The organism is Klebsiella sp. GG_Kp173, assembly GCF_040062415.1.
GTDB classification, from domain to species: domain Bacteria; phylum Pseudomonadota; class Gammaproteobacteria; order Enterobacterales; family Enterobacteriaceae; genus Klebsiella; species Klebsiella quasipneumoniae.
Map to the genome: position 1 here is coordinate 74554 of NZ_JBEAFZ010000021.1, position 19634 is coordinate 94187.

Below are 19634 nucleotides of genomic sequence, written 5' to 3' on the forward strand. Positions count from 1 at the left end.
AGATGTTAAGTATTCAAGATTTACATGTCGCCGTCGAAGATAAAGCGATCCTGCGCGGGCTGAACCTTGAGGTGCGTCCGGGGGAGGTCCACGCCATTATGGGGCCAAACGGCTCGGGGAAAAGTACGCTTTCGGCCACTCTGGCCGGGCGCGAAGATTACGAGGTCACCGGCGGCAGCGTCGAATTTAAGGGCAAAAATCTGCTGGAGCTCGCCCCGGAAGATCGCGCCGGGGAAGGCATCTTTATGGCCTTCCAGTATCCGGTGGAGATCCCCGGCGTCAGCAACCAGTTCTTCCTGCAGACTGCGCTGAATGCCGTACGCAGCTATCGCGGCCAGGAGCCGCTGGATCGCTTCGATTTCCAGGACCTGATGGAAGAGAAAATTAAGCTGCTGCAGATGCCGGAAGATCTGCTGACCCGTTCGGTGAACGTGGGTTTCTCCGGCGGCGAGAAAAAGCGCAACGACATTCTGCAGATGGCGGTGCTTGAGCCGGAGCTGTGCATTCTCGATGAATCGGATTCCGGGCTGGACATTGATGCTCTGAAAATCGTCTCCCAGGGCGTGAACGCGCTGCGCGACGGCAAACGCGCCTTCATCATCGTCACCCACTATCAGCGCATCCTTGACTATATCAAGCCGGACTATGTCCATGTGCTCTATCAGGGGCGGATTGTGAAGTCGGGGGATTTCACCCTCGTCAAACAGCTGGAGGAGCAGGGCTATGGCTGGCTTACCGAACAGCAGTAACGCGCTGCAGCAGTGGCACCATCTCTTTGAAGCGCAGGGCGACCAGCGTACGCCGGAGGCCAGCCAGCATCTGCAGCAGCTGTTGCGCCTGGGGCTGCCGACGCGCAAGCAGGAGGACTGGAAATACACCCCGCTGGACGCGCTACTTAACGGCCGCTTCGTCGCCGAGGAGGGGGCGTCGCTCAGCGCCGAACAGCGTGACGCGCTGGCGCTGCCGCTGGACGCCTGGCGTCTGGTGTTTATCGACGGCCGCTATCATCCTGAGCTGAGCGACGATCTCGCCGCCAGCGGCGTGGAGGTTAGCGTTGATAACCAGCGCCAGCATCTGCCGGATGCCCTGCAGCCGGAAGTGTTTCTCCATCTGACCGAAAGCCTGGCGCAGTCGGTGACCCGCCTTCGCGTGCCGCGCAACCGTCGCCTGGATAAGCCGCTGCTGCTGATGCATATCACCCGCGGCCTGGCCGGCGATGCGCTGAATACCGCCCACTATCGTCACCATCTGACGCTGGAGAGCGGGGCGGAGGCGACGATTGTCGAGCATTACCTCAGTTTCGATGAGCAACCGCACTTCACCGGCGGGCGGCTGACCATGACGGTGGCTGACAACGCACACCTGCAGCACATCAAGCTGGCGTTCGAGAACGCGCATAGCTACCACTTCGCCCATAACGACCTGCAGCTGGGCCGCGACGCCTCGGCCTTCAGCAGCAGTTTCCTGCTCGGCGGCCAGGTGCTGCGTCACCACACCAGCACGCGTCTGGGCGGCGAAAATAGCGACCTGCGCCTTAATTCGCTGGCGATGCCGGTAAAAAATGAGGTCTGCGACAGCCGCACCTGGCTGGATCACCAGGTGGGGTACTGCACCAGCCGCCAGCTGCACAAAACCATCGTCAGCGATAAGGGCCGGGCGGTGTTTAACGGGCTGATCAACGTCGCGCCGCACGCGCTGAAAACCGACGGCCAGATGACCAACAACAATCTGCTGCTCGGGCGGCTGGCGGAAGTCGACACCAAACCGCAGCTGGAGATTTACGCCGATGACGTGAAATGCAGCCACGGGGCGACGGTCGGGCGCATAGACGAAGAACAGCTGTTCTATCTGCGCTCGCGCGGAATTGAACAGCAGGCGGCGCAGCAGATGATCCTCTACGCCTTCGCCGCCGAGCTTACCGAAGCTATCCGCAGCGACGCGCTCAGAGAGCAGGTGCTGGCGCGAATTGGAGAGCGTTTGCCGGGAGGCACAGCATGACATTTTCAGTAGAACGGGTTCGCGCCGATTTTCCGGTACTGAGCCGGGAGGTCAACGGCCAGCCGCTGGTCTATCTTGACAGCGCCGCCAGCGCCCAAAAACCGGAGGCGGTGATCGGCGCCGAAGCGGAATTCTATCGTCACGGCTACGCGGCGGTGCATCGTGGGATCCATACCCTCAGCGCGGAAGCCACCGCGCGGATGGAAGCGGTGCGCCAGCAGGCGGCCACTTTCCTTAACGCCGGATCGGCGGAGGAGCTGGTATTCGTGCGCGGCACCACCGAGGGCATTAACCTGGTGGCCAACAGCTGGGGAAATGCCAACGTCGGCGCCGGGGATAACATCATCATCAGCGAGATGGAGCACCACGCCAACATCGTACCGTGGCAGATGCTCTGCGCCAGGGTGGGGGCTGAGCTGCGGGTGATTCCCCTCAACCCGGACGGCACCCTGCAGCTGGACGTGGTTCCCGGGCTGTTTGACCAGCGTACCCGCTTGCTGGCGATCACCGAAGTCTCCAACGTGCTGGGCACCGAAAACCCGCTGTCGGCGCTGATTGCCCTTGCGCATCAGCATGGCGCGAAAGTACTGGTGGACGGTGCTCAGGCGGTGATGCACCACCCGGTGGACGTTCAGGCGCTGGGTTGTGATTTTTATGTCTTCTCCGCCCACAAATTGTATGGTCCGACCGGGATCGGCGTGCTCTACGCCCGGGCCGAGCTGCTGCAGACCATGGCGCCTTGGGAAGGGGGCGGGTCGATGATCGCCACCGTCAGCCTGACGGAGGGCACCACCTGGAACCAGGCGCCGTGGCGCTTTGAGGCCGGCACGCCGAATACCGGCGGGATCATTGGCCTCGGCGCGGCGCTGAGCTACGTCAGCCAACTGGGACTGACGCAGATCGCCGAATACGAACAGACGCTGATGCGCTACGCGCTGGAGGCCCTGCGCGCGGTGCCGGACCTGATCCTCTACGGTCCGGCGCAGCGCAAAGGGGTGATTGCCTTTAACCTCGGCCAGCATCACGCCTATGACGTCGGCAGCTTCCTCGATAACTACGGGATCGCCGTGCGGACCGGGCACCACTGCGCCATGCCGTTGATGGCCCGCTATCAGGTACCGGCCATGTGTCGGGCGTCGCTGGCCATGTACAATACCACGGAAGAGGTGGACCGCCTGGTGGCTGGCCTCCAGCGGATCCACAAACTATTAGGGTAAAGGACGTGACGATGACGGCATTACCGGACAAAGATAAACTGTTGCGCAATTTTAGCCGTTGCGCCAACTGGGAAGAGAAGTATCTCTATATCATTGAGCTGGGCCAGCGGCTGGCGCCGCTGAGCGACGCGGAGCACAGCCCGCAGAATATTATTCAGGGCTGTCAAAGCCAGGTATGGATCGTGATGGCGCAGGATCCTTCCGGCGTTGTCACCCTGCGCGGCGACAGCGATGCGGCGATTGTCAAAGGGCTGATTGCGGTGGTGTTTATCCTTTATGACCGGATGACCGCCCAGGACATCGTCGAGTTCGACGTCCGCCCGTGGTTTGAAAAAATGGCTCTCACCCAGCATCTTACCCCCTCCCGCTCGCAGGGCCTCGAAGCCATGATCCGCGCGATACGCGCGAAAGCCGCAAATATTAGCTAGAATAAACAGGTAGATTTCATTCTGTTACGTCCGGCAGGGCGCTGACCCTGCCGCCGTTCAGTCTCCTGGCGTTTTATCAGCGAAAGAAGGAATCTCAGTATGAAACGCAAAACGATGATCACCTTAGCCCTTCTCAGCGCCCTTGGCGCCTCCCCGGCCGCCTGGGCCGTCGACTACCCGCTGCCTCCGGCTAACAGCCGGCTGATTGGCCAGAACCAGTACTGGACGGTTCAGGAGAGCGATCGCAACCTGCAGGCGATTGCCCGCCATTTCGATACCGCGGCGATGCTGATCCTCGAAGCCAACGATACCATTGCGCCGGTGCAGCCGAAGCCCGGGACCCAGGTGCTGATCCCTTCGCAGATGCTGCTGCCTGACGCGCCGCGGGAGGGGATTGTCGTCAACCTCGCGGAGCTGCGGCTGTACTACTTCCCGCCGGGAGAGAATCAGGTCCAGGTTTATCCCCTGGGCATCGGCCAGTTAGGACTGGAAACCCCGGAGATGACCACCCGCGTCGGGCAGAAGATCCCTAACCCGACCTGGACACCCACCGCCGGCATCCGTGCGCGCTCGCTGGAGAAAGGGGTGACGCTGCCGGCGGTGGTGCCGGCCGGGCCGAATAACCCGCTGGGTCGCTATGCGCTGCGTCTGGCCTACGGTAACGGCGAATATCTCATCCACGGGACTAACGCCCCGGACAGCGTTGGGCTGCGCGTCAGCTCGGGCTGTATGCGGATGAACGCTGATGACATCAAGGCGCTGTTCAGTCAGGTGAAAACCGGGACGCCGGTGCGGATCATCAATCAGCCGGTGAAGTTTGCCGTCGAACCGGATGGTAAACGCTACGTAGAGGTCCACAGGCCGCTGTCGCAGACGGAAGGGGAAAACACCCGGACCATCGCTTACACGCTGCCAGCGGCGTTTCACGCCTTCGCAGAGGATAAAGCGGTGGATGACCAGCAGCTGAAAAAAGCGATGTCGAGAAGGGCGGGCTATCCGGTGGTGGTATCGACGGGGGCGGGGAGCGCGGCGACGTCGCTGTCGGCGCAGAACAGTTCGTCTGATAACGGCCTGCTCACCCAGTAGCCGTCAGCGCGAGGGCAAAAAAAATGGCGCACTGAGTGCGCCATTTTTATTACCAGAACTCTTACTTACGGTAAGAGTGAGCCTGGTTGTCCAGACGCTGGTTAGCGCGAGCTGCGTCGTCTTTAGCAGCCTGAACGTCGGAACGCATTGCGTTCACGTCGTTGCTCAGCTGGTCAACTTTAGCGTTCAGAGTCTGAACGTCAGAAGACAGCTGATCGATTTTAGCATTGCTGGAGCAACCAGCCAGCAGAGTAGAACCCAGGATTACCGCGCCCAGTACCAGTTTAGTACGATTCATTATTAATACCCTCTAGATTGAGTTAATCTCCATGTAGCGTTACAAGTATTACACAAACTTTTTTGGGATGAGAATATTTTTTTTACCTGAACGCACTTATTTTTGATCGTTCGCTCAAAGAAGCATCGAATTGGTCAAAATCGCTGAAAAAGGCGAGTGAAAACAGCGCGCTTCCATCGGATTCATCTTAGATAATCTCTTATTAAATAGTAAATTCCGATTTGCATTTTTAATAGGAAGAGCTAGCCGATGAATAAAAAAAAAGCGCCCCGAGAGGCGCTTTATTAAAAAAAACCAATTAACCTGTAAATTATTACAGCACGTGCACGGAAGCGGTATTAGTGGTGCCGCTCGGGACTAATGCGCCAGAGACCATCACTACCACGTCGCCTTTGCGCGCCAGGCCGCTCTTCAGCGCCAGATCTTTGCCCAGGTGATAGAAGTCATCAGTAGAGGCAATCTCTGTCACCAGCTGCGGCACAACGCCTTTGCTCAGCACCAGCTGGCGAGCGGTGGTTTCGTTGGTGGTCAGCGCCAGGATGGTGGCATCCGGGAAGTATTTGCGCACAGCGCGTGCGGATTTACCGCCCTGGGTGGCGACGACGATCAGCGGTGCTTCCAGTTTCTCAGCGGTTTCTACCGCGCCGCGGCACACCGCTTCGGTGATGCGCAGTTTACGGTTGTCGTTGTTGAAATCCAGACGGCTGGTCATGACGCGGTCGGTACGTTCGCAGATAGTCGCCATGATGGTGACCGCTTCCAGCGGGTATTTACCTTTCGCGGATTCGCCGGACAGCATCACCGCATCGGTGCCGTCGAGGATGGCGTTGGCCACATCGCCGGCTTCAGCGCGGGTCGGACGCGGGTTCTTGATCATGGAGTCCAGCATCTGGGTGGCGGTGATAACCACTTTGCGCGCGCGGATACATTTTTCGATGATCATTTTCTGCGCGAAGATAACTTCTTCAACCGGGATCTCAACGCCCATGTCGCCACGAGCAACCATGATGCCGTCAGAGGCTTCGAGGATTTCGTCGAAGTTGTTCAGGCCTTCCTGGTTTTCGATTTTGGAGATGATCTGGATATTTTCGCCACCGTGGGCTTTCAGGTGCTCACGGATCTCGACGACGTCGGAACGCTTACGGATGAAGGAGGCCGCGACGAAGTCCACGCCCTGTTCGCAACCGAAGATCAGATCCTGTTTGTCTTTTTCCGCCAGCGCCGGCAGGGCGATGGAGACGCCCGGCAGGTTCACGCCTTTGTTCTCGCCAAGGTCGCCGTTGTTCAGCACTTTACAGATAACTTTGTTGCCTTCGATAGCGGTCACTTCCATGCCGATCAGGCCATCGTCCACCAGAACGGTGTTGCCGACGCTCAGGTCAGAGGTGAAGCCTTCATAGGTTACTGCTACGATTTCGCTGTTGCCGATAACGGATTTATCGGTGGTGAAGGTGAAAGTCTGGCCCGCTTTCAGGGAGACGTCGTTGCCGCCTTCCAGCTTGATGGTACGAATTTCCGGTCCTTTGGTGTCCAGCAGAATAGCGGCTTTCTTACCGGTTTTGCTCATCACATTGCGCAGGTTCTGGATGCGCTGACCGTGTTCCGCATAGTCACCGTGAGAGAAGTTCAGACGCATCACGTTCATGCCGGCTTCCAGCATTTTGGTCAGCATCTCTTCAGATTCGGTTTTCGGACCGATGGTGCAAACAATTTTGGTCTTTTTCATGACAGTTTTAGTCTTTAAGTTGTGAAGGATATGGAATTCTCGCTCCGCGGGCGCACTGCCGGGGAGCCAAACCTGTATTACGAAAGTTGCTAAGCCACGCCCTAAGGATAGGTGACAACCCTGAAGCGTGCAGAAGAATGTGTGCTGGCGGTTCAGCCCATGAAATGTGGCAAGGTGTTATGCGTTTTATCATGCAGTCCAATGCGCTGAAACCATTCAAGAAAGAATCGAAGCGCATTATACGCTGCCGAAATCAAAAAGGAAAATAAAAACCTCGTTTCAAATTATGGACAAAACGCGTAACAAAACCGGCACGTTATGCATAAAACTACGCAACACAATATTTCATCAGGCGGCATGAAAAGGGGCGTAAGAATGGGATTTTACTGACATCATGAGGCGCTAAAATACCCCATTGAGCCGTTAACGGTGGGATGATTTGCGTTGCCGGAAAAATCTATCAATAATGATTTGATTGATAATGAGAAAATGCGAGCCAGACTCAATGGGAAATAAAGCGAAAGACGACGAGCTGTACCAGGAAATGTGCCGCGTGGTGGGCAAAGTGGTGCTGGAGATGCGTGACCTTGGTCAGGAGCCGAAACACATTGTCATCGCCGGCGTGTTGCGCACCTCGCTGGCGAACAGCAAAATCCAGCGTTCACCGCTCACCGAGGAGGCGATGGCGAAGGTCATTCACGCCCTCTCCGGACACTGACGCCTTTCGCCGGCGGGTCAGGAAATCACAAAGCGGACCACCGCCCGGACGGCAATGTCGCAGTGGTGGGCCACCATCGCTTCATCGTCAATGGCGGGCAGCGGATCGTCAAGGTACAGACTGCTGAAGGTGTAGAAATTCGACACCTGATAAAAGCTGAAGCTGCTGATCAACCGGTGGACATCGCGCGCTTCCAGCCCCGCCTGAAAGACGCCCTGCTGTTGGCCGCGTTGCAAAATGTCTTCCAGAATCGACAGGGCGGTTCGATTCAGCGGCTTCAGATCCCCTGAGGTCTTCAGCCACTTGCCGCGCTGCATGTTCTCCATGCAAATCACCCGCATATAGTCCGCATGGGTGGCGTGATAGCGCACGCTCCAGCGCACCAGCCGCACCAGCGCCTCTACCGGCGGCACATTCTCCAGCCCCAACTGCTGCTCGGTTTCGCGGATCCGCGCATACACATGCTGCAGCACCTCCTGATAGAGCTGCTCTTTGCTTTTGAAGTAGTAGACCACCATGCGCTTGGTGGTCTGCGCCTCGGTGGCGATCTGCTCCATGCGGGCGCCTGACAGCCCGTGTTCGGCAAAGACGGCGATAGCGGCGCTGAAGATCCGCTCCTTCAGAGATTGTGCTTCATCATGAGCAACGACGGTCATGGCAACTCCTTTTTCTTGGGTGACAAAAAATACACATAATGATCACAATTTAGCAACCTGGTATGGCGCAAATGAACCAAATGATACATATTCAAGACTCACGTCAGCTATTGACCCGAGGACCTTATGCTGCGCTCTATCGCCACCGTTTCGATTTCCGGCACCCTGCCAGAGAAGCTGCACGCTATTGCGGCGGCAGGCTATCAGGGTGTGGAAATTTTCGAGAACGATCTGCTCTATTATACGGGGACGCCGGCGGAAATCCGCCAGCTGGCCGCCGATTTAGGGTTAAAAATCACGCTTTTTCAACCCTTTCGCGATTTTGAAGGCGCCAGCCGGGCGCAGTTTGCGGCCAATATGACCCGCGCCAGACGCAAATTTGCGCTGATGCGCGAGCTGGGCTGCGACACGCTGCTGCTGTGCAGCAATGTGCAGCCGGACTGCTCGGCGGATAGCGAACTGCAGGTGGCGGACCTGCGGGCGCTGGCCACGCTGGCGGAAGAGGAGGGGATCGTAATCGGCTATGAGGCGCTGGCCTGGGGAACCCATGTGAACCGCTGGCAGCAGGCCTGGGAGCGGGTGCAGCAGGTGGACAGCCCGGCGCTGGGCCTGGTGCTCGACAGCTTCCATATCCTGGCCCGGGGCGACACCCTCGACGCGCTGCCATCGGTGCCGGTGGAGAAAATCACCTTCGTTCAGCTCGCCGATGCGCCGTATATGAAAATGGATCTCCTGGAGTGGAGTCGCCATTTCCGCTGCTTCCCCGGGCAGGGGGAGCTGCCGCTGGAGGCGTTTGCCGAGCAGATCACCCGCTGCGGCTATCGCGGTCCCTGGTCGCTGGAGATCTTTAATGACGGTTTTCGCGCCTCGCCAAACGGCGCGACGGCCAAAGATGGTTATCGTTCGCTGCTGTGGCTGGAGGAGCAGACTCGTCGCCGGCTCCCGGCGTGCGATGCCGATCTGTTTTCACCGCCGCCGTTGCCGAACTATCACGGGCTGGAGTTTATTGAATTCTCCGCCAGCGTCGCCGAGGCGCAGCGCCTGGGGCAGCATCTGCAGGCTTTGGGTTTTCAGCACGAGGGAAGCCACCGCTCCAAACAGGTCACGCTGTGGCGCAACGGCGGGGCGCGGATCGTGATTAACCATCAGCCCCACAGCTGGGCCGATCACTTTTATCAACGCCATGGGGTATCGCTCTGTGCGATGGCGCTGCGGGTCGACAGCAGTGCGCCGATTGTCGCTCGCGCCCACGCGCTGGGGTATGCCACCTGGCAGGGCGACGCCGGGCCGAACGAGACGCCGATCCCGGCGATCTGCGCCCCTGACGGCAGCCTGGTCTATCTGATCGACGCCGGAGAGGCGATCTACGAGCGCGATTTTCTCCTGCGCGACGGTTTGACGGTGCGCGAAGATTACCTCGGTATCGACCATCTGGCGCTGGGGATGGAGGCAGACAGCCGCGACAACTGGGTGATGTTCTTCCGCACGGTGTTTGGCTTTACCCTTGAACATGAGCAGACGCTGCCGGACCCCTATGGACTGGTGCGCAGTCTGGCGGTGCGCAGCCCGCAGGGCGATATCCGCCTGGCGCTGAATATCTCCCAGAGCCGGGCGACGCAGATCGCCCGATCGGTCGCCTGCTACCAGGGGGCAGGGCTGCAGCATGCCGCCTTTGCCTGCCGCGATCTGCCGGCCACCTGCGACCAGCTCGCCGCGGTTGCCGGCCATGCGCTGCCGATCCCGGCCAATTACTATGACGATCTGCTGGCGCGTTTTGGCGGCGAGTTGGACGTCGGGCAGCTCCAGCGGCGGCAGCTTCTCTACGACCGCGATCCGCAGGGCGGGGCGTTCCTGCACCTGTATACCCGGCCCTTCACCGCCGGGCGCTTCTTCTTTGAATTAACCGAACGACGGGCAGGCTACGCGCTCTATGGCGCGGCGAATGCGGCCGTCCGCCTGGCGGCGATGCAGTATTGTTAGCCTGAATCAAATGGTTCATTATGCCTGAAACACAATAACAACACCCTCTGTACCCGAGACAGGAACTGACTATGAGCTCATATAGCCCTAACCCGACGGCTGCCGCCCAGCCGGCCGTCACCGTGCGCCGCTCCCGGCGGCGCATCGGCATTCTTGCGCTGCTGGCCATCGGCACCATGATCAACTACCTCGACCGCACCGTGCTGGGGATCGCCGCCCCAAAGCTCACCGCTGAGCTGGGGATCGATCCAGCGATCATGGGGATACTTTTCTCCGCTTTCGCCTGGACCTACGCCCTGGCGCAAATCCCCGGCGGGCTGTTTCTTGACCGCTTTGGCAACAAAGTCACCTATTTTCTGTCGCTGACCCTGTGGTCGCTGTTTACCCTGTTCCACGGCATGGCGGTGGGGCTGAAAACGCTGCTGCTGTGCCGTTTCGGGCTTGGCGTCAGCGAAGCGCCGTGCTTTCCGGTCAATAGCCGGGTGGTCAGCGCCTGGTTCCCGCAGCAGGAGCGCGCGAAGGCCACGGCGGTGTACACCGTGGGGGAGTATCTTGGGCTGGCCTGCTTTGCCCCGCTGCTGTTCTGGATCATGGATGGCTTCGGCTGGCGGGTGCTGTTCGTCAGCGTCGGCGCGGTTGGCATTCTGTTTGCCCTGGTTTGGTGGCGCTGCTACCGCGAACCGCATGAAGATCCTCGTCTCAGCCAGCAGGAGCGTGAGCATATCGAAAACGGCGGCGGCCTGAGCGCCCCGACGGACCAGCAGGTGGCGTTCAGCTGGCCGCTGGTCCGCCAGCTGCTGAGCAAACGCCAGATCATCGGCGCCAGCATCGGTCAGTTTGCCGGCAATACCGTGCTGGTGTTCTTTCTCACCTGGTTCCCGACCTGGCTGGCCACCGAACGCCATATGCCGTGGCTGAAGGTCGGTTTCTTTTCCATCCTGCCGTTTGTCGCCGCCGCCGGTGGGGTGATGTTTGGCGGCTGGATCTCCGACAAGCTGCTCAAAGCCACCGGGTCGGCCAACCTGGGGCGTAAGCTGCCGATCGTCGCTGGCCTGCTGATGGCCAGCTGTATCATCTCCGCCAACTGGCTGCAGAGTGACCTGGCGGTGATCCTGGTGATGTCGTTTGCCTTTTTTGGCCAGGGGATGGTGGGCCTCGGCTGGACGCTGATCTCCGACATCGCCCCGAAGGGGCTGGGCGGACTCACCGGTGGCCTGTTCAACTTTTGCGCCAACCTCGCGGGGATCCTCACCCCGCTGGTGATCGGCTTTATCGTCGCCGGGTTCGGCAATTTCTTCTACGCGTTGATCTACATCGGCGGCGCCGCGCTGCTGGGTGTGGTGGCCTATCTGTTTATCCTCGGCGACGTCAAACGTATCGAGTTATCGCAGTAAACAAAGGAGCAAGGCATGGTGATTAGTGGGAATACGCGGCTGATAGCGCATCTTGGCTATCCGACCGCCAGTTTTAAGGCGCCGATGATCTACAACCCGTGGTTTGTCGACCAGCAGGTGGACGTGAAGGTGGTGCCGATGGGGGTCAAACCGGAGGACTATGCCGCGTTTATTCCGCCGCTGTTTACGATGACCAACATCATCGGCGCGCTGGTGACGATGCCGCATAAAATCGCCACCTGCGAGCTGGTGCAGCGCCTGAGCCCGACGGCGGCTATCGCCGGCGCCTGTAACGCCATCCGTCGCGAGGCGGACGGCAGCCTCTCCGGGGACATGTTCGATGGTGACGGCTTTGTGCTGGGCCTGCGCCGCAAAGGATTTCATCCTGAGGGGACGCGGGCGCTGGTGGTCGGCAACGGCGGAGTGGGGTCGGCTATCGCCGCCTCTCTCGCGGCGGCAGGGGTTAGCGCTCTGACCCTGTACGATACCCGACCGGAGGTGGCGCACGCTCTCGCCGGACGGCTGCATCAGCACTATCCGCAGCTCGATATCACCCTGATGCAGCGCGATCCGGCCGGACACGAGCTGGTGGTTAACGCCACGCCGCTGGGGATGAAGGTCAGCGATCCGCTGCCGCTGGACGTGGACCGTCTGGCGCCTGGCACCTGGGTGGGGGAGGTGGTGATGACCCAGGAGTATACCCCGCTGCTGAGGGCAGCCCAGGAGCGTCAGTGCCCCATCCAGCGCGGGACCGACATGCTGTTTGAAATGATCCCCGCCTATCTGCGCTTTTTCGACCTGCCTGTAGCCACCCCTGAACAGCTCCGGGCGCTGGCGGAAATTCGCTACTGACGTGGCGGCAAACCGGGTAATATAGCGCTATATTATCCGGTTTATAGCGACGATCTATAATGTCCACTCCTCTCACGCTGCTAGCGGCGGGAAGCCTGAAAAGCGCTTTTCTGCCGCTGGTGGCGTACTTTCAGCAGCAGACTGGCCTGGCGGTCGATGCGCAGTTTGGCCCTGCCGGCCTGCTGCGCGAGCGGATCGAGGCCGGGACCCCGTGCGCGGTTTTTGCTTCCGCCAACGCGGCGCACCCGCAGGCGCTGCTCCAGACGGGTCTGGCGCAGGAATGCCAGGGATTTGCCGGCAACCAGCTGATGCTGACCGCCAGGCGGTCGCCGGACAACGATGGCCTGGACTGGCTGGCGCTGCTCAGCACGCCCCGCCTGCGGCTGGCGACCTCCACGCCGGGATGCGATCCGTCAGGAGATTACACCTGGCAACTGTTTGCCCGAATCGAGGCGCGCTGTCCTGGGTTGGGCAACGCGATGGCCGGGCGGGCGCAGCCGCTGGTCGGCGGCAGAGACTCACTGAGCGTGCCGCCGGGAGAGATAGCCGGCGCGTGGCTCATTCGCCAGAATCTGGCGGATCTGTTTATCGGCTACGCGCACTATGCCCCCGCGCTGGCCTCCTGCGACGATCTGCGTACCCTGACCATCCCGGCAGCGTGGAATATTCGCTGCGATTACCAGTTGGCGCGCCTCAGTGCCGATCCCGCCGCGCTGGCCCTGTATCGCTTTATCCTCGGCGACGTTGGCCAGGGGTATCTCCGGCAGGCGGGTTTTATGCCGTTCAGCGACGCAGAGTAAACCCCGGCGCCAGCAGAGGGGACGCGGACGCGGGATGGTAGATCAGACGTACCGGCAGGCCGTACGCTTGCCGGAGGTGCGTTTCGCTCAGCACTTCGGCAGTCTCGCCCGCCAGCCACTGGCCCTCCGGCAGAAGCAGCAGCGTATGGCTGGCCACCTGTAGCGCATGATTCGGATCATGGGTAGTGAACAGGACGGTGCGCGCCTGGCGGTGAGCGAGGTCGTCGATCAGCTGGAGCACCACCTGCTGGTTACCGAGATCCAGCGCCGAGCAGGGCTCATCCAGCAGGATATTCTGACTGGCGCTGACCAGCGCGCGGGCAATCAGCACCAGCTGCTGCTGGCCGCCGGAGAGCGCGTCGAAGTCATCCCCGGCCAGGGCGGCAATCCCCAGCTGCGTCAGCGCCTGCTCAACCCGCCGGGCATCCTCCTCGTCCGGCTGGGCAAAGAGATCCACGTGCCGGGCGCGGCCCATCAGCACCACATCGCTCACTCGCCAGCGGAAAGCGGGACGAAAGGACTGCGGAACCAGGGCGACGCCGCCCTCGCACTGCGCCCGGCCGCTCAGCGGCGGCAGCACGCCGGTCAGGGTATCCAGCAGAGTACTTTTTCCCCGGCCATTGGCGCCCAGCACCGCCCAGATCTCGCCGGGACGGCAGGCCAGCGTGAGCGGGGCGAAGAGCGGCTGACGGTGGCCGTAACGTAGCGCTTCCAGCGACAATGAGCGGTTCATTGGAGCGTATTCCGGCGTCGGGATTGCACCAGCAACAAGGTAAACAGCGGCGCGCCGAGCAGGGCTGTGATGATCCCGATCGGGATCTCCGCCTGCGTCAGCGTGCGCGCCAGATCGTCCACCACCAGCATCAGGGCGGCGCCGAGCCAGAAGGCGGCGGGCAGCAGGTGACGATGGTCGGCGCCCACCAGCAGACGGGCGAGGTGCGGGACCACCAGTCCCATCCAGGCGATGCTACCGCTGACCGCCACTTGCGCTGCCACCAGCACCGCGCAGCAGACCAGCACGGCGCGACGCAGCGCGGCCACCGGAACGCCAAGACTGCGGGCATCGCGCTCCTCCAGCGCCAACAGATTGATTCGCCAGCGCAGCTTCCACAACACCCCGGCGGCCACCGCCATGGGCAGGATCATGAGCAGTACCTTATGCCAGCTGGCGGTTGCGAAGCTGCCGAGCAGCCAGAAGACAATGTTTGGTAACGTCTCTTCGCTATCGGCGAGGTACTGCATCAGGCTGACCAGCGCGGCGAAGAAGCCGCTTAGAATGATCCCGGACAGAATCAGCCCCAGCGTGCTGTCCCGCCCCTGCAGGGCGGCGAGGGCGTAAATCAGCCCCAGCGCGACGAGGCCAAAGAAAAAGGTCGAGGCCATCATCAGCAGGCCGCCGACGCCCAACAGGATCGCCAGCGTGCCGCCGAAGGCGGAGCCAGAGGTCACTCCGATGATGTGCGGGTCGACCAGCGGGTTCTGGAACACGCCCTGTAAGGTGGCGCCGCACAGCCCCAGCGCGCCCCCGGCCAGCAGAGCCATGACCACGCGCGGCAGGCGAACCGACCAGACGATCTGTCCGATCACCCCTTCGCCTGGCGGGAGATGGATCAGGGTGTGGCCAACCGCGCTCAGGCTTAACGGGAACTGGCCGAAACAGAGCGAGGCGACCGCGATCGCCAGCGTCGCCAGCGCCAGGCTGCCCTGCAACAGCCAGGGACGGTGGTTAGCGGGCATCTGGCGTCCACGCTACGCGGTAAAAGCGTTGGTAGTAATCCCTGGCTTTACTGTCCACATCGATGTTCTGGTAACGCGAAGGGTAGAGTTTTTTCGCCATCCACAGCTCGCCCAGCGCCAGGGCCTCCGGCATCGGGTAACCCCAGGCTTTGGCGTACTCCGGCATCAGCCACACGCGGTGATGTTTCACCGCATCGATCGCCTGCCACTGGGGGTCGTTCTCTATCTGTTTGACCACCTGCGGATAACGGTCCTGGACGAAGATCACCTGCGGGTTCCACGCCAGCACCTGCTCCAGCGACACCTGACGGGCGCCTGTTACGCTGGCGGCCGCCACGTTCAGCGCCCCGGCGTGCGCCATCATCAGACCGGTGTATTTGCCGGCGCCGTAGGTATTCAGATCGGGGTTGGCCATATACACCCGCACCCGCTGGTTCTGGGGAATATCGGCCACCGGCGCATTGGCTTGCTTACGCGCCTCAAAGGTGTAGTGAATCAGCGCCTCGGCCTCGGGCTGGCGTTCGACGACCTCGCCGATAAGACGGATCCCCTCAACCAGTCCGGCGTTATAGGCCTGCTCCTCGTCAGCCATGGTGGGGTTCATTTTACTTTTTTCCCCAGCGGCATCCTGGCGCAGCGAAATGGCCACCACCGGGATCCCCGCCTGTTGGATCTGCGCGATCATCGCCGGCGGCGCATAGTTGGCGACGAAAACCACCTGCGGACGCAGCGCCAGCAGGCTTTCAATATTGACCTGAGTGAGATCGCCCGGGGTCGCCAGTTGCCCGATCTCGGGCATAAAGCGGGCGAACTGCGGCCCGAGCTGTTTCTTCCAGCTGCTTAAGACGCCGACGATATCCTCAGCGGCATGCAGTTGCACCAGCAGGTTGAGCGTCTGATGCTGCAGAACCACGACGCGGGTGACGTGGTTGGGGAGGGTGACCTGGCGACCCAGCTGGTCGGTGACAGTGCGGTCGGCGAAGGCCTGACCGGTGAACAGGCTGGCGCTGAGCAGCGTCAGGCCCAGCAGTAAGGGGTGTTTTGGCATGATCTGGCCCGAATGGCGTGAAAAATTCGTTGTGTATTAAATTATATAACGACGCCGGGCGCAATGGTTGATCGCGTTTACCCTCACTACGATCAAGGCATTTCGTACCACACTTCTTGATCCTCCATGCGCGCCTCTATCTGGCCCGCCACCCTCTGCAGCGTAGAGAGATGCTTTTGCGCCGCCTGCTCAATGGTCATGGCGCTGGCGATATAGACCAGGTTGAGGCAGCCGATGACCCGCTGCTGGCTGCAGACCGGCACGGCGATAGAGGCGATTTTCTCCTCCTGCCGCCAGCCGCGGAAGTTTTCTCCATAGCCGTTCTGGCGGGTGCGGGCGAGGATCGCCGCCAGCCGCTCCGGCTCACGGGCCAGCTGATACTCCGCTTCCGGACGGGCTGCCAGCATGCTGAGAATGGCGTCGCGCTCCGCGTCGGGAGCAAAGGCCAGCCACGTCAGACCGGAGGCGGTGAGCAGCAGCGGCAGTCGCCGTCCGACCATCGCCCGGTGAAACGACAGCCGACTGAAACGGTGGGTGGTTTCGCGCACCACCATGGCGTCGACGTCGAGGGTGGTGATGTCCGTCGGCCACTGTACTTCGCGCAGCAGCTCGCCGAGCAGCGGCGTGGCGAGGGCAGAAATCCAATGTTCGTCACGAAATCCGTCGCTCAGCTGGCGGACGTTAATGGTCAGACGAAAGCTGTCATCGGAGCGGCTGCGGCGGACAAAACCCTCCTCCTGCAGCGTCTCCAGCAGCCGGCGCACGGTGGTGCGATGCAGGCCGCTAAACTCCGCCAGCAGGCCCGGCGTCGCGCCGCCGTCGAATTTATTTAACAATTTTAATAACAATAAACCCCGGCTTAATCCGCGCACCGTTTTGTACGCTGTGGACCCATCGTCATGCATCAAACCCTCCTGAAAACGCTTTATAAACAGCGCTGTGCACCTGGTGCACATTCGATGATGTTTTGATTGTAGCCGAAAACCCCCGCCCTATACTCAGCCCATTATAAAAATACGTTTACACATGATTAACAAATGGCCTGCCGGTCTGGCCGTTTCCGAGTCGTGAGGTCGCTGAGAATGACAACATCTACACCCGATATTCAACCCGCCGTGCAGCATACCGCCCAGGTCGCCATCGCCGGCGCCGGTCCGGTAGGCCTGATGATGGCCAACTACCTTGGCCAGATGGGCATCAGCGTGCTGCTGGTGGAAAAGCTCGACAAACTGATCGATTACCCGCGGGCCATCGGTATTGACGATGAATCGCTGCGGGCGATGCAGGCGGTGGGGCTGGTGGATGACGTGCTGCCGCACACCACGCCGTGGCACGCCATGCGCTTTCTGACCCCGAAGGGCCGCTGCTTTGCCGACATCCAGCCGATGACCGATGAGTTTGGCTGGTCGCGGCGCAACGCCTTTATCCAGCCGCAGGTGGATGCGGTGATGTATCACGGCCTGCAGCGTTTCCCACAGGTCCGTTGCCTCTTCTCCCGCGAGGTGGAAGCCTTTAGTCAGAGCAGTGACAGTGTCACGCTAAATATCAAAGGACCGGACGGCGAGCGGGAGACGGTGCGCGCGGACTGGCTGGTGGCCTGCGACGGCGGCGCCAGCTTTATTCGCCGTATGCTGAACGTTCCCTTTGAAGGCAAGACCGCGCCGAATCAGTGGATTGTCATCGATATTGCCAACGACCCGCTGGCCACCCCGCACGTCTATCTGTGCTGCGACCCGGTGCGGCCCTATGTTTCCGCTGCGCTGCCACACGGCGTGCGCCGCTTTGAATTTATGGTGATGCCCGGGGAAACCGAAGCCCAGCTCAGCGAGCCGCACAATATGCGCCGCCTGCTGAGCAAAGTGCTACCGGACCCGGATCGCGTCGAACTGATCCGCCAGCGGGTCTACACCCATAACGCGCGCCTTGCCGAGCGCTTTCGCATTGATCGGGTGCTGCTGGCCGGCGACGCCGCGCACATCATGCCGGTCTGGCAGGGCCAGGGATACAACAGCGGCATGCGCGACGCCTTCAACCTGGCGTGGAAGCTGGCGCTGGTGGTCAACGGCAAAGCGGGAGAGGCGCTGCTTGACAGCTACCAGCAGGAGCGTCGCGACCACGCGAAGGCGATGATTGACCTGTCGGTGACCGCCGGCCACGTGCTGGCGCCGCCGAAGCGCTGGCAGGGGGCCGTGCGCGATGGCCTCTCGTGGCTGCTGAACTACCTGCCGCCGGTGAAACGTTACTTCCTCGAAATGCGCTTTAAGCCGATGCCGCAGTATCGCGAGGGGGCGCTGCTGACCGATGGCGCAGATAAATCCTCGCCGGTGGGCAAAATGTTTATTCAACCGCAGGTGACGCTGGAGAATGGCGAGAGCCTCCTGCTCGACGAGGTTATCGGGGCGAATTTCGCCATTATCGGCTGGGGCTGCAACCCGCAGTGGGGGCTCGACGCCGGGCAGATCGCTCGCTGGCGCGCGATAGGGGTGCGCTTTATTCAGGTGGTGCCGGAGGTGCAGATCCACCGCGAGCAGGATAACGCTCCGGGCACGCTGCGGGTGGGGGATAAGCAAAACCGACTGAAGAGCTGGTTTGCGCAACATCATACCGCCATCGCCGTGGTCAGGCCGGACCGCTTTGTCGCCGCCCTCGCTATCCCGCAAACCCTCGGCGCGCAGCTGACCGCCCTGGCGGAAAAAATGACCCTCGCAGCCGGGGATACCGCCCACGCTGAAGAGAAGGTGGCCTGATATGCATGCCTATCTGCACTGTCTGTCGCACACCCCGCTGGTGGGATTCGTTGACCCTGAACAGGCGGTCCTTGATGAAGTCAACGGGGTGATTGCCGACGCCCGGCGGCGGATCGCTGAATTCGATCCCGAACTGGTGGTGCTCTTCGCCCCCGATCACTACAACGGTTTTTTCTATGACGTGATGCCGCCGTTCTGCCTCGGCGTCGGCGCCACCGCCATCGGCGACTTCGCCAGCGCCGCCGGCGACCTGCCGGTGCCCACCGAGCTGGCGGAAGCCTGCGCTCACGCCGTGCTCAACAGCGGTATCGACCTGGCGGTGTCGTACAACATGCAGGTGGACCATGGCTTCGCCCAGCCGCTGGAGTTTTTGCTGGGTGGGCTGGATCGCCTGCCGGTGCTGCCGGTGTTTATTAACGGCGTCGCCGCGCCGCTACCGGGTTTTCAGCGCACCCGGCAGCTGGGCGAGGCGATGGGCCGCTTCCTCAACACCCTCAATAAGCGGGTGCTGATCCTCGGATCGGGCGGGCTGTCGCACCAGCCGCCGGTGCCGGAGCTGGCGAAGGCCGACGCCCATCTGCGCGACCGCCTGCTCGGCAGCGGTAAACAGCTACCGCCGGACGAACGCGAGCTGCGCCAGCAGCGGGTGATCAGCGCCGCCCGCCGGTTTACCGAAGACCCGCGCTCGCTCCATCCCCTTAATCCGGTGTGGGACAACCGCTTTATGAGCCTGCTGGAGCAGGGGCGGCTGAGCGAACTGGACGCGATCGGCAACGACGAGCTGTCGGCGATGGCCGGCAAATCGACGCACGAAATTAAGACCTGGGTGGCCGCCTTTGCCGCGCTATCCGCTTTTGGCCGCTGGCGTAGCGAAGGCCGCTATTACCGGCCGATCCCCGAGTGGATCGCCGGATTCGGCTCGCTGAGCGCCACCACCGAGATTTGATTA

General features: G+C 61.3%; 20 protein-coding genes. 13 read left to right on the forward strand and 7 right to left on the reverse strand.

The features are described 5' to 3' along the window. The first annotated feature begins 2 nt into the window (after positions 1-2). The 5 genes from sufC to ABLU50_RS11710 all read left to right on the forward strand — a co-directional run bounded on the left by sufC (position 3) and on the right by ABLU50_RS11710 (position 4729). Positions 3-749, forward strand: coding sequence for a Fe-S cluster assembly ATPase SufC (sufC, locus tag ABLU50_RS11690; RefSeq protein ID WP_004203085.1), 747 nt, complete (start codon positions 3-5; stop codon positions 747-749). Further along, the gene (sufD, locus tag ABLU50_RS11695; protein ID WP_087832277.1) at positions 724-1998 is read left to right on the forward strand and encodes a Fe-S cluster assembly protein SufD; all 1275 of its coding nucleotides are present in this window, start codon (positions 724-726) and stop codon (positions 1996-1998) included. Before sufC ends, sufD begins: the two co-directional genes overlap by 26 nt. Next, positions 1995-3215, forward strand: coding sequence for a cysteine desulfurase SufS (sufS, locus tag ABLU50_RS11700; protein ID WP_032456245.1), 1221 nt, complete (start codon positions 1995-1997; stop codon positions 3213-3215). The genes sufD and sufS overlap by 4 nt, the downstream gene beginning before the upstream one ends. An 11-nt stretch (positions 3216-3226) precedes the next feature. Beyond that, positions 3227-3643 carry a cysteine desulfuration protein SufE gene (sufE, locus tag ABLU50_RS11705; protein ID WP_004203081.1) on the forward strand — a complete coding sequence of 139 codons (417 nt, stop codon included), beginning with the start codon at positions 3227-3229 and terminating at the stop codon, positions 3641-3643. A 99-nt stretch (positions 3644-3742) separates the two neighbouring features. Beyond that, entirely contained in the window at positions 3743-4729 is a 987-nt protein-coding gene (locus tag ABLU50_RS11710; protein WP_004203079.1) for a L,D-transpeptidase family protein, read from the forward strand. Positions 4730-4790: 61 nt separating this feature from the next. Here the strand turns inward: ABLU50_RS11710 and ABLU50_RS11715 are convergent, their stop codons facing one another. Both ABLU50_RS11715 and pykF read right to left on the reverse strand, forming a co-directional pair. Further along, the gene (locus tag ABLU50_RS11715; RefSeq protein WP_002908860.1) at positions 4791-5027 is read right to left on the reverse strand and encodes a major outer membrane lipoprotein; all 237 of its coding nucleotides are present in this window, start codon (positions 5025-5027) and stop codon (positions 4791-4793) included. Between the two features lie 313 nt (positions 5028-5340). Then, positions 5341-6753, reverse strand: coding sequence for a pyruvate kinase PykF (pykF, locus tag ABLU50_RS11720; RefSeq protein WP_004203076.1), 1413 nt, complete (start codon positions 6751-6753; stop codon positions 5341-5343). Positions 6754-6890: 137 nt separating this feature from the next. On the opposite strand from pykF, the gene ABLU50_RS11725 reads away from it, so the two are divergent. Together ABLU50_RS11725 and fumD are read left to right on the forward strand one after the other, a co-directional pair. Beyond that, positions 6891-7022, forward strand: coding sequence for a hypothetical protein (locus ABLU50_RS11725; RefSeq protein WP_004217210.1), 132 nt, complete (start codon positions 6891-6893; stop codon positions 7020-7022). 236 nt (positions 7023-7258) lie between these two features. Beyond that, positions 7259-7471, forward strand: a complete 213-nt coding sequence (gene fumD / locus ABLU50_RS11730) for a fumarate hydratase FumD (RefSeq protein WP_004203074.1) — start codon at positions 7259-7261, stop codon at positions 7469-7471. 17 nt (positions 7472-7488) lie between these two features. On the opposite strand, the gene ABLU50_RS11735 is transcribed toward fumD, so the two are convergent. Continuing rightward, positions 7489-8127 (reverse strand): TetR/AcrR family transcriptional regulator, encoded by a 639-nt coding sequence (locus ABLU50_RS11735; RefSeq protein ID WP_017900845.1) that lies wholly within the window; start codon positions 8125-8127, stop codon positions 7489-7491. A 126-nt stretch (positions 8128-8253) separates the two neighbouring features. Between ABLU50_RS11735 and ABLU50_RS11740 the strand changes: the two genes are divergently transcribed. From ABLU50_RS11740 to ABLU50_RS11755, 4 genes are all read left to right on the forward strand, one after another. Next, positions 8254-10107 (forward strand): sugar phosphate isomerase/epimerase and 4-hydroxyphenylpyruvate domain-containing protein, encoded by a 1854-nt coding sequence (locus ABLU50_RS11740; protein ID WP_087832276.1) that lies wholly within the window; start codon positions 8254-8256, stop codon positions 10105-10107. Positions 10108-10178: 71 nt separating this feature from the next. Then, positions 10179-11501: an MFS transporter gene (locus ABLU50_RS11745; protein ID WP_087832275.1), complete on the forward strand. Its 1323-nt coding sequence runs from the start codon at positions 10179-10181 to the stop codon at positions 11499-11501. A 15-nt stretch (positions 11502-11516) separates the two neighbouring features. Further along, positions 11517-12353, forward strand: a complete 837-nt coding sequence (locus ABLU50_RS11750; RefSeq protein WP_048324588.1) for a shikimate dehydrogenase — start codon at positions 11517-11519, stop codon at positions 12351-12353. Positions 12354-12409: 56 nt separating this feature from the next. Beyond that, positions 12410-13153, forward strand: coding sequence for a substrate-binding domain-containing protein (locus ABLU50_RS11755; protein WP_057215859.1), 744 nt, complete (start codon positions 12410-12412; stop codon positions 13151-13153). On the opposite strand, the gene ABLU50_RS11760 is transcribed toward ABLU50_RS11755, so the two are convergent. The 4 genes from ABLU50_RS11760 to ABLU50_RS11775 all read right to left on the reverse strand — a co-directional run bounded on the left by ABLU50_RS11760 (position 13137) and on the right by ABLU50_RS11775 (position 16843). After that, positions 13137-13886: an ABC transporter ATP-binding protein gene (locus tag ABLU50_RS11760; RefSeq protein WP_087832274.1), complete on the reverse strand. Its 750-nt coding sequence runs from the start codon at positions 13884-13886 to the stop codon at positions 13137-13139. The two genes, ABLU50_RS11755 and ABLU50_RS11760, sit on opposite strands and share 17 nt — an antisense overlap. Continuing rightward, positions 13883-14890 carry an iron ABC transporter permease gene (locus ABLU50_RS11765; protein ID WP_087832273.1) on the reverse strand — a complete coding sequence of 336 codons (1008 nt, stop codon included), beginning with the start codon at positions 14888-14890 and terminating at the stop codon, positions 13883-13885. Before ABLU50_RS11765 ends, ABLU50_RS11760 begins: the two co-directional genes overlap by 4 nt. Continuing rightward, positions 14880-15938: an ABC transporter substrate-binding protein gene (locus ABLU50_RS11770; protein ID WP_049003488.1), complete on the reverse strand. Its 1059-nt coding sequence runs from the start codon at positions 15936-15938 to the stop codon at positions 14880-14882. Before ABLU50_RS11770 ends, ABLU50_RS11765 begins: the two co-directional genes overlap by 11 nt. Positions 15939-16030: 92 nt before the next feature. Beyond that, positions 16031-16843 carry a DNA-binding transcriptional regulator gene (locus tag ABLU50_RS11775; protein ID WP_023318526.1) on the reverse strand — a complete coding sequence of 271 codons (813 nt, stop codon included), beginning with the start codon at positions 16841-16843 and terminating at the stop codon, positions 16031-16033. Positions 16844-17020: 177 nt separating this feature from the next. On the opposite strand from ABLU50_RS11775, the gene ABLU50_RS11780 reads away from it, so the two are divergent. Together ABLU50_RS11780 and mhpB are read left to right on the forward strand one after the other, a co-directional pair. Further along, a complete protein-coding gene (locus tag ABLU50_RS11780; protein WP_065904612.1) occupies positions 17021-18685 on the forward strand; it encodes a bifunctional 3-(3-hydroxy-phenyl)propionate/3-hydroxycinnamic acid hydroxylase in 1665 nt (554 codons plus the stop codon). Between the two features lies 1 nt (position 18686). Next, positions 18687-19631, forward strand: a complete 945-nt coding sequence (gene mhpB / locus ABLU50_RS11785; protein WP_023318525.1) for a 2,3-dihydroxyphenylpropionate/2,3-dihydroxicinnamic acid 1,2-dioxygenase — start codon at positions 18687-18689, stop codon at positions 19629-19631. Positions 19632-19634: the final 3 nt, after the last annotated feature.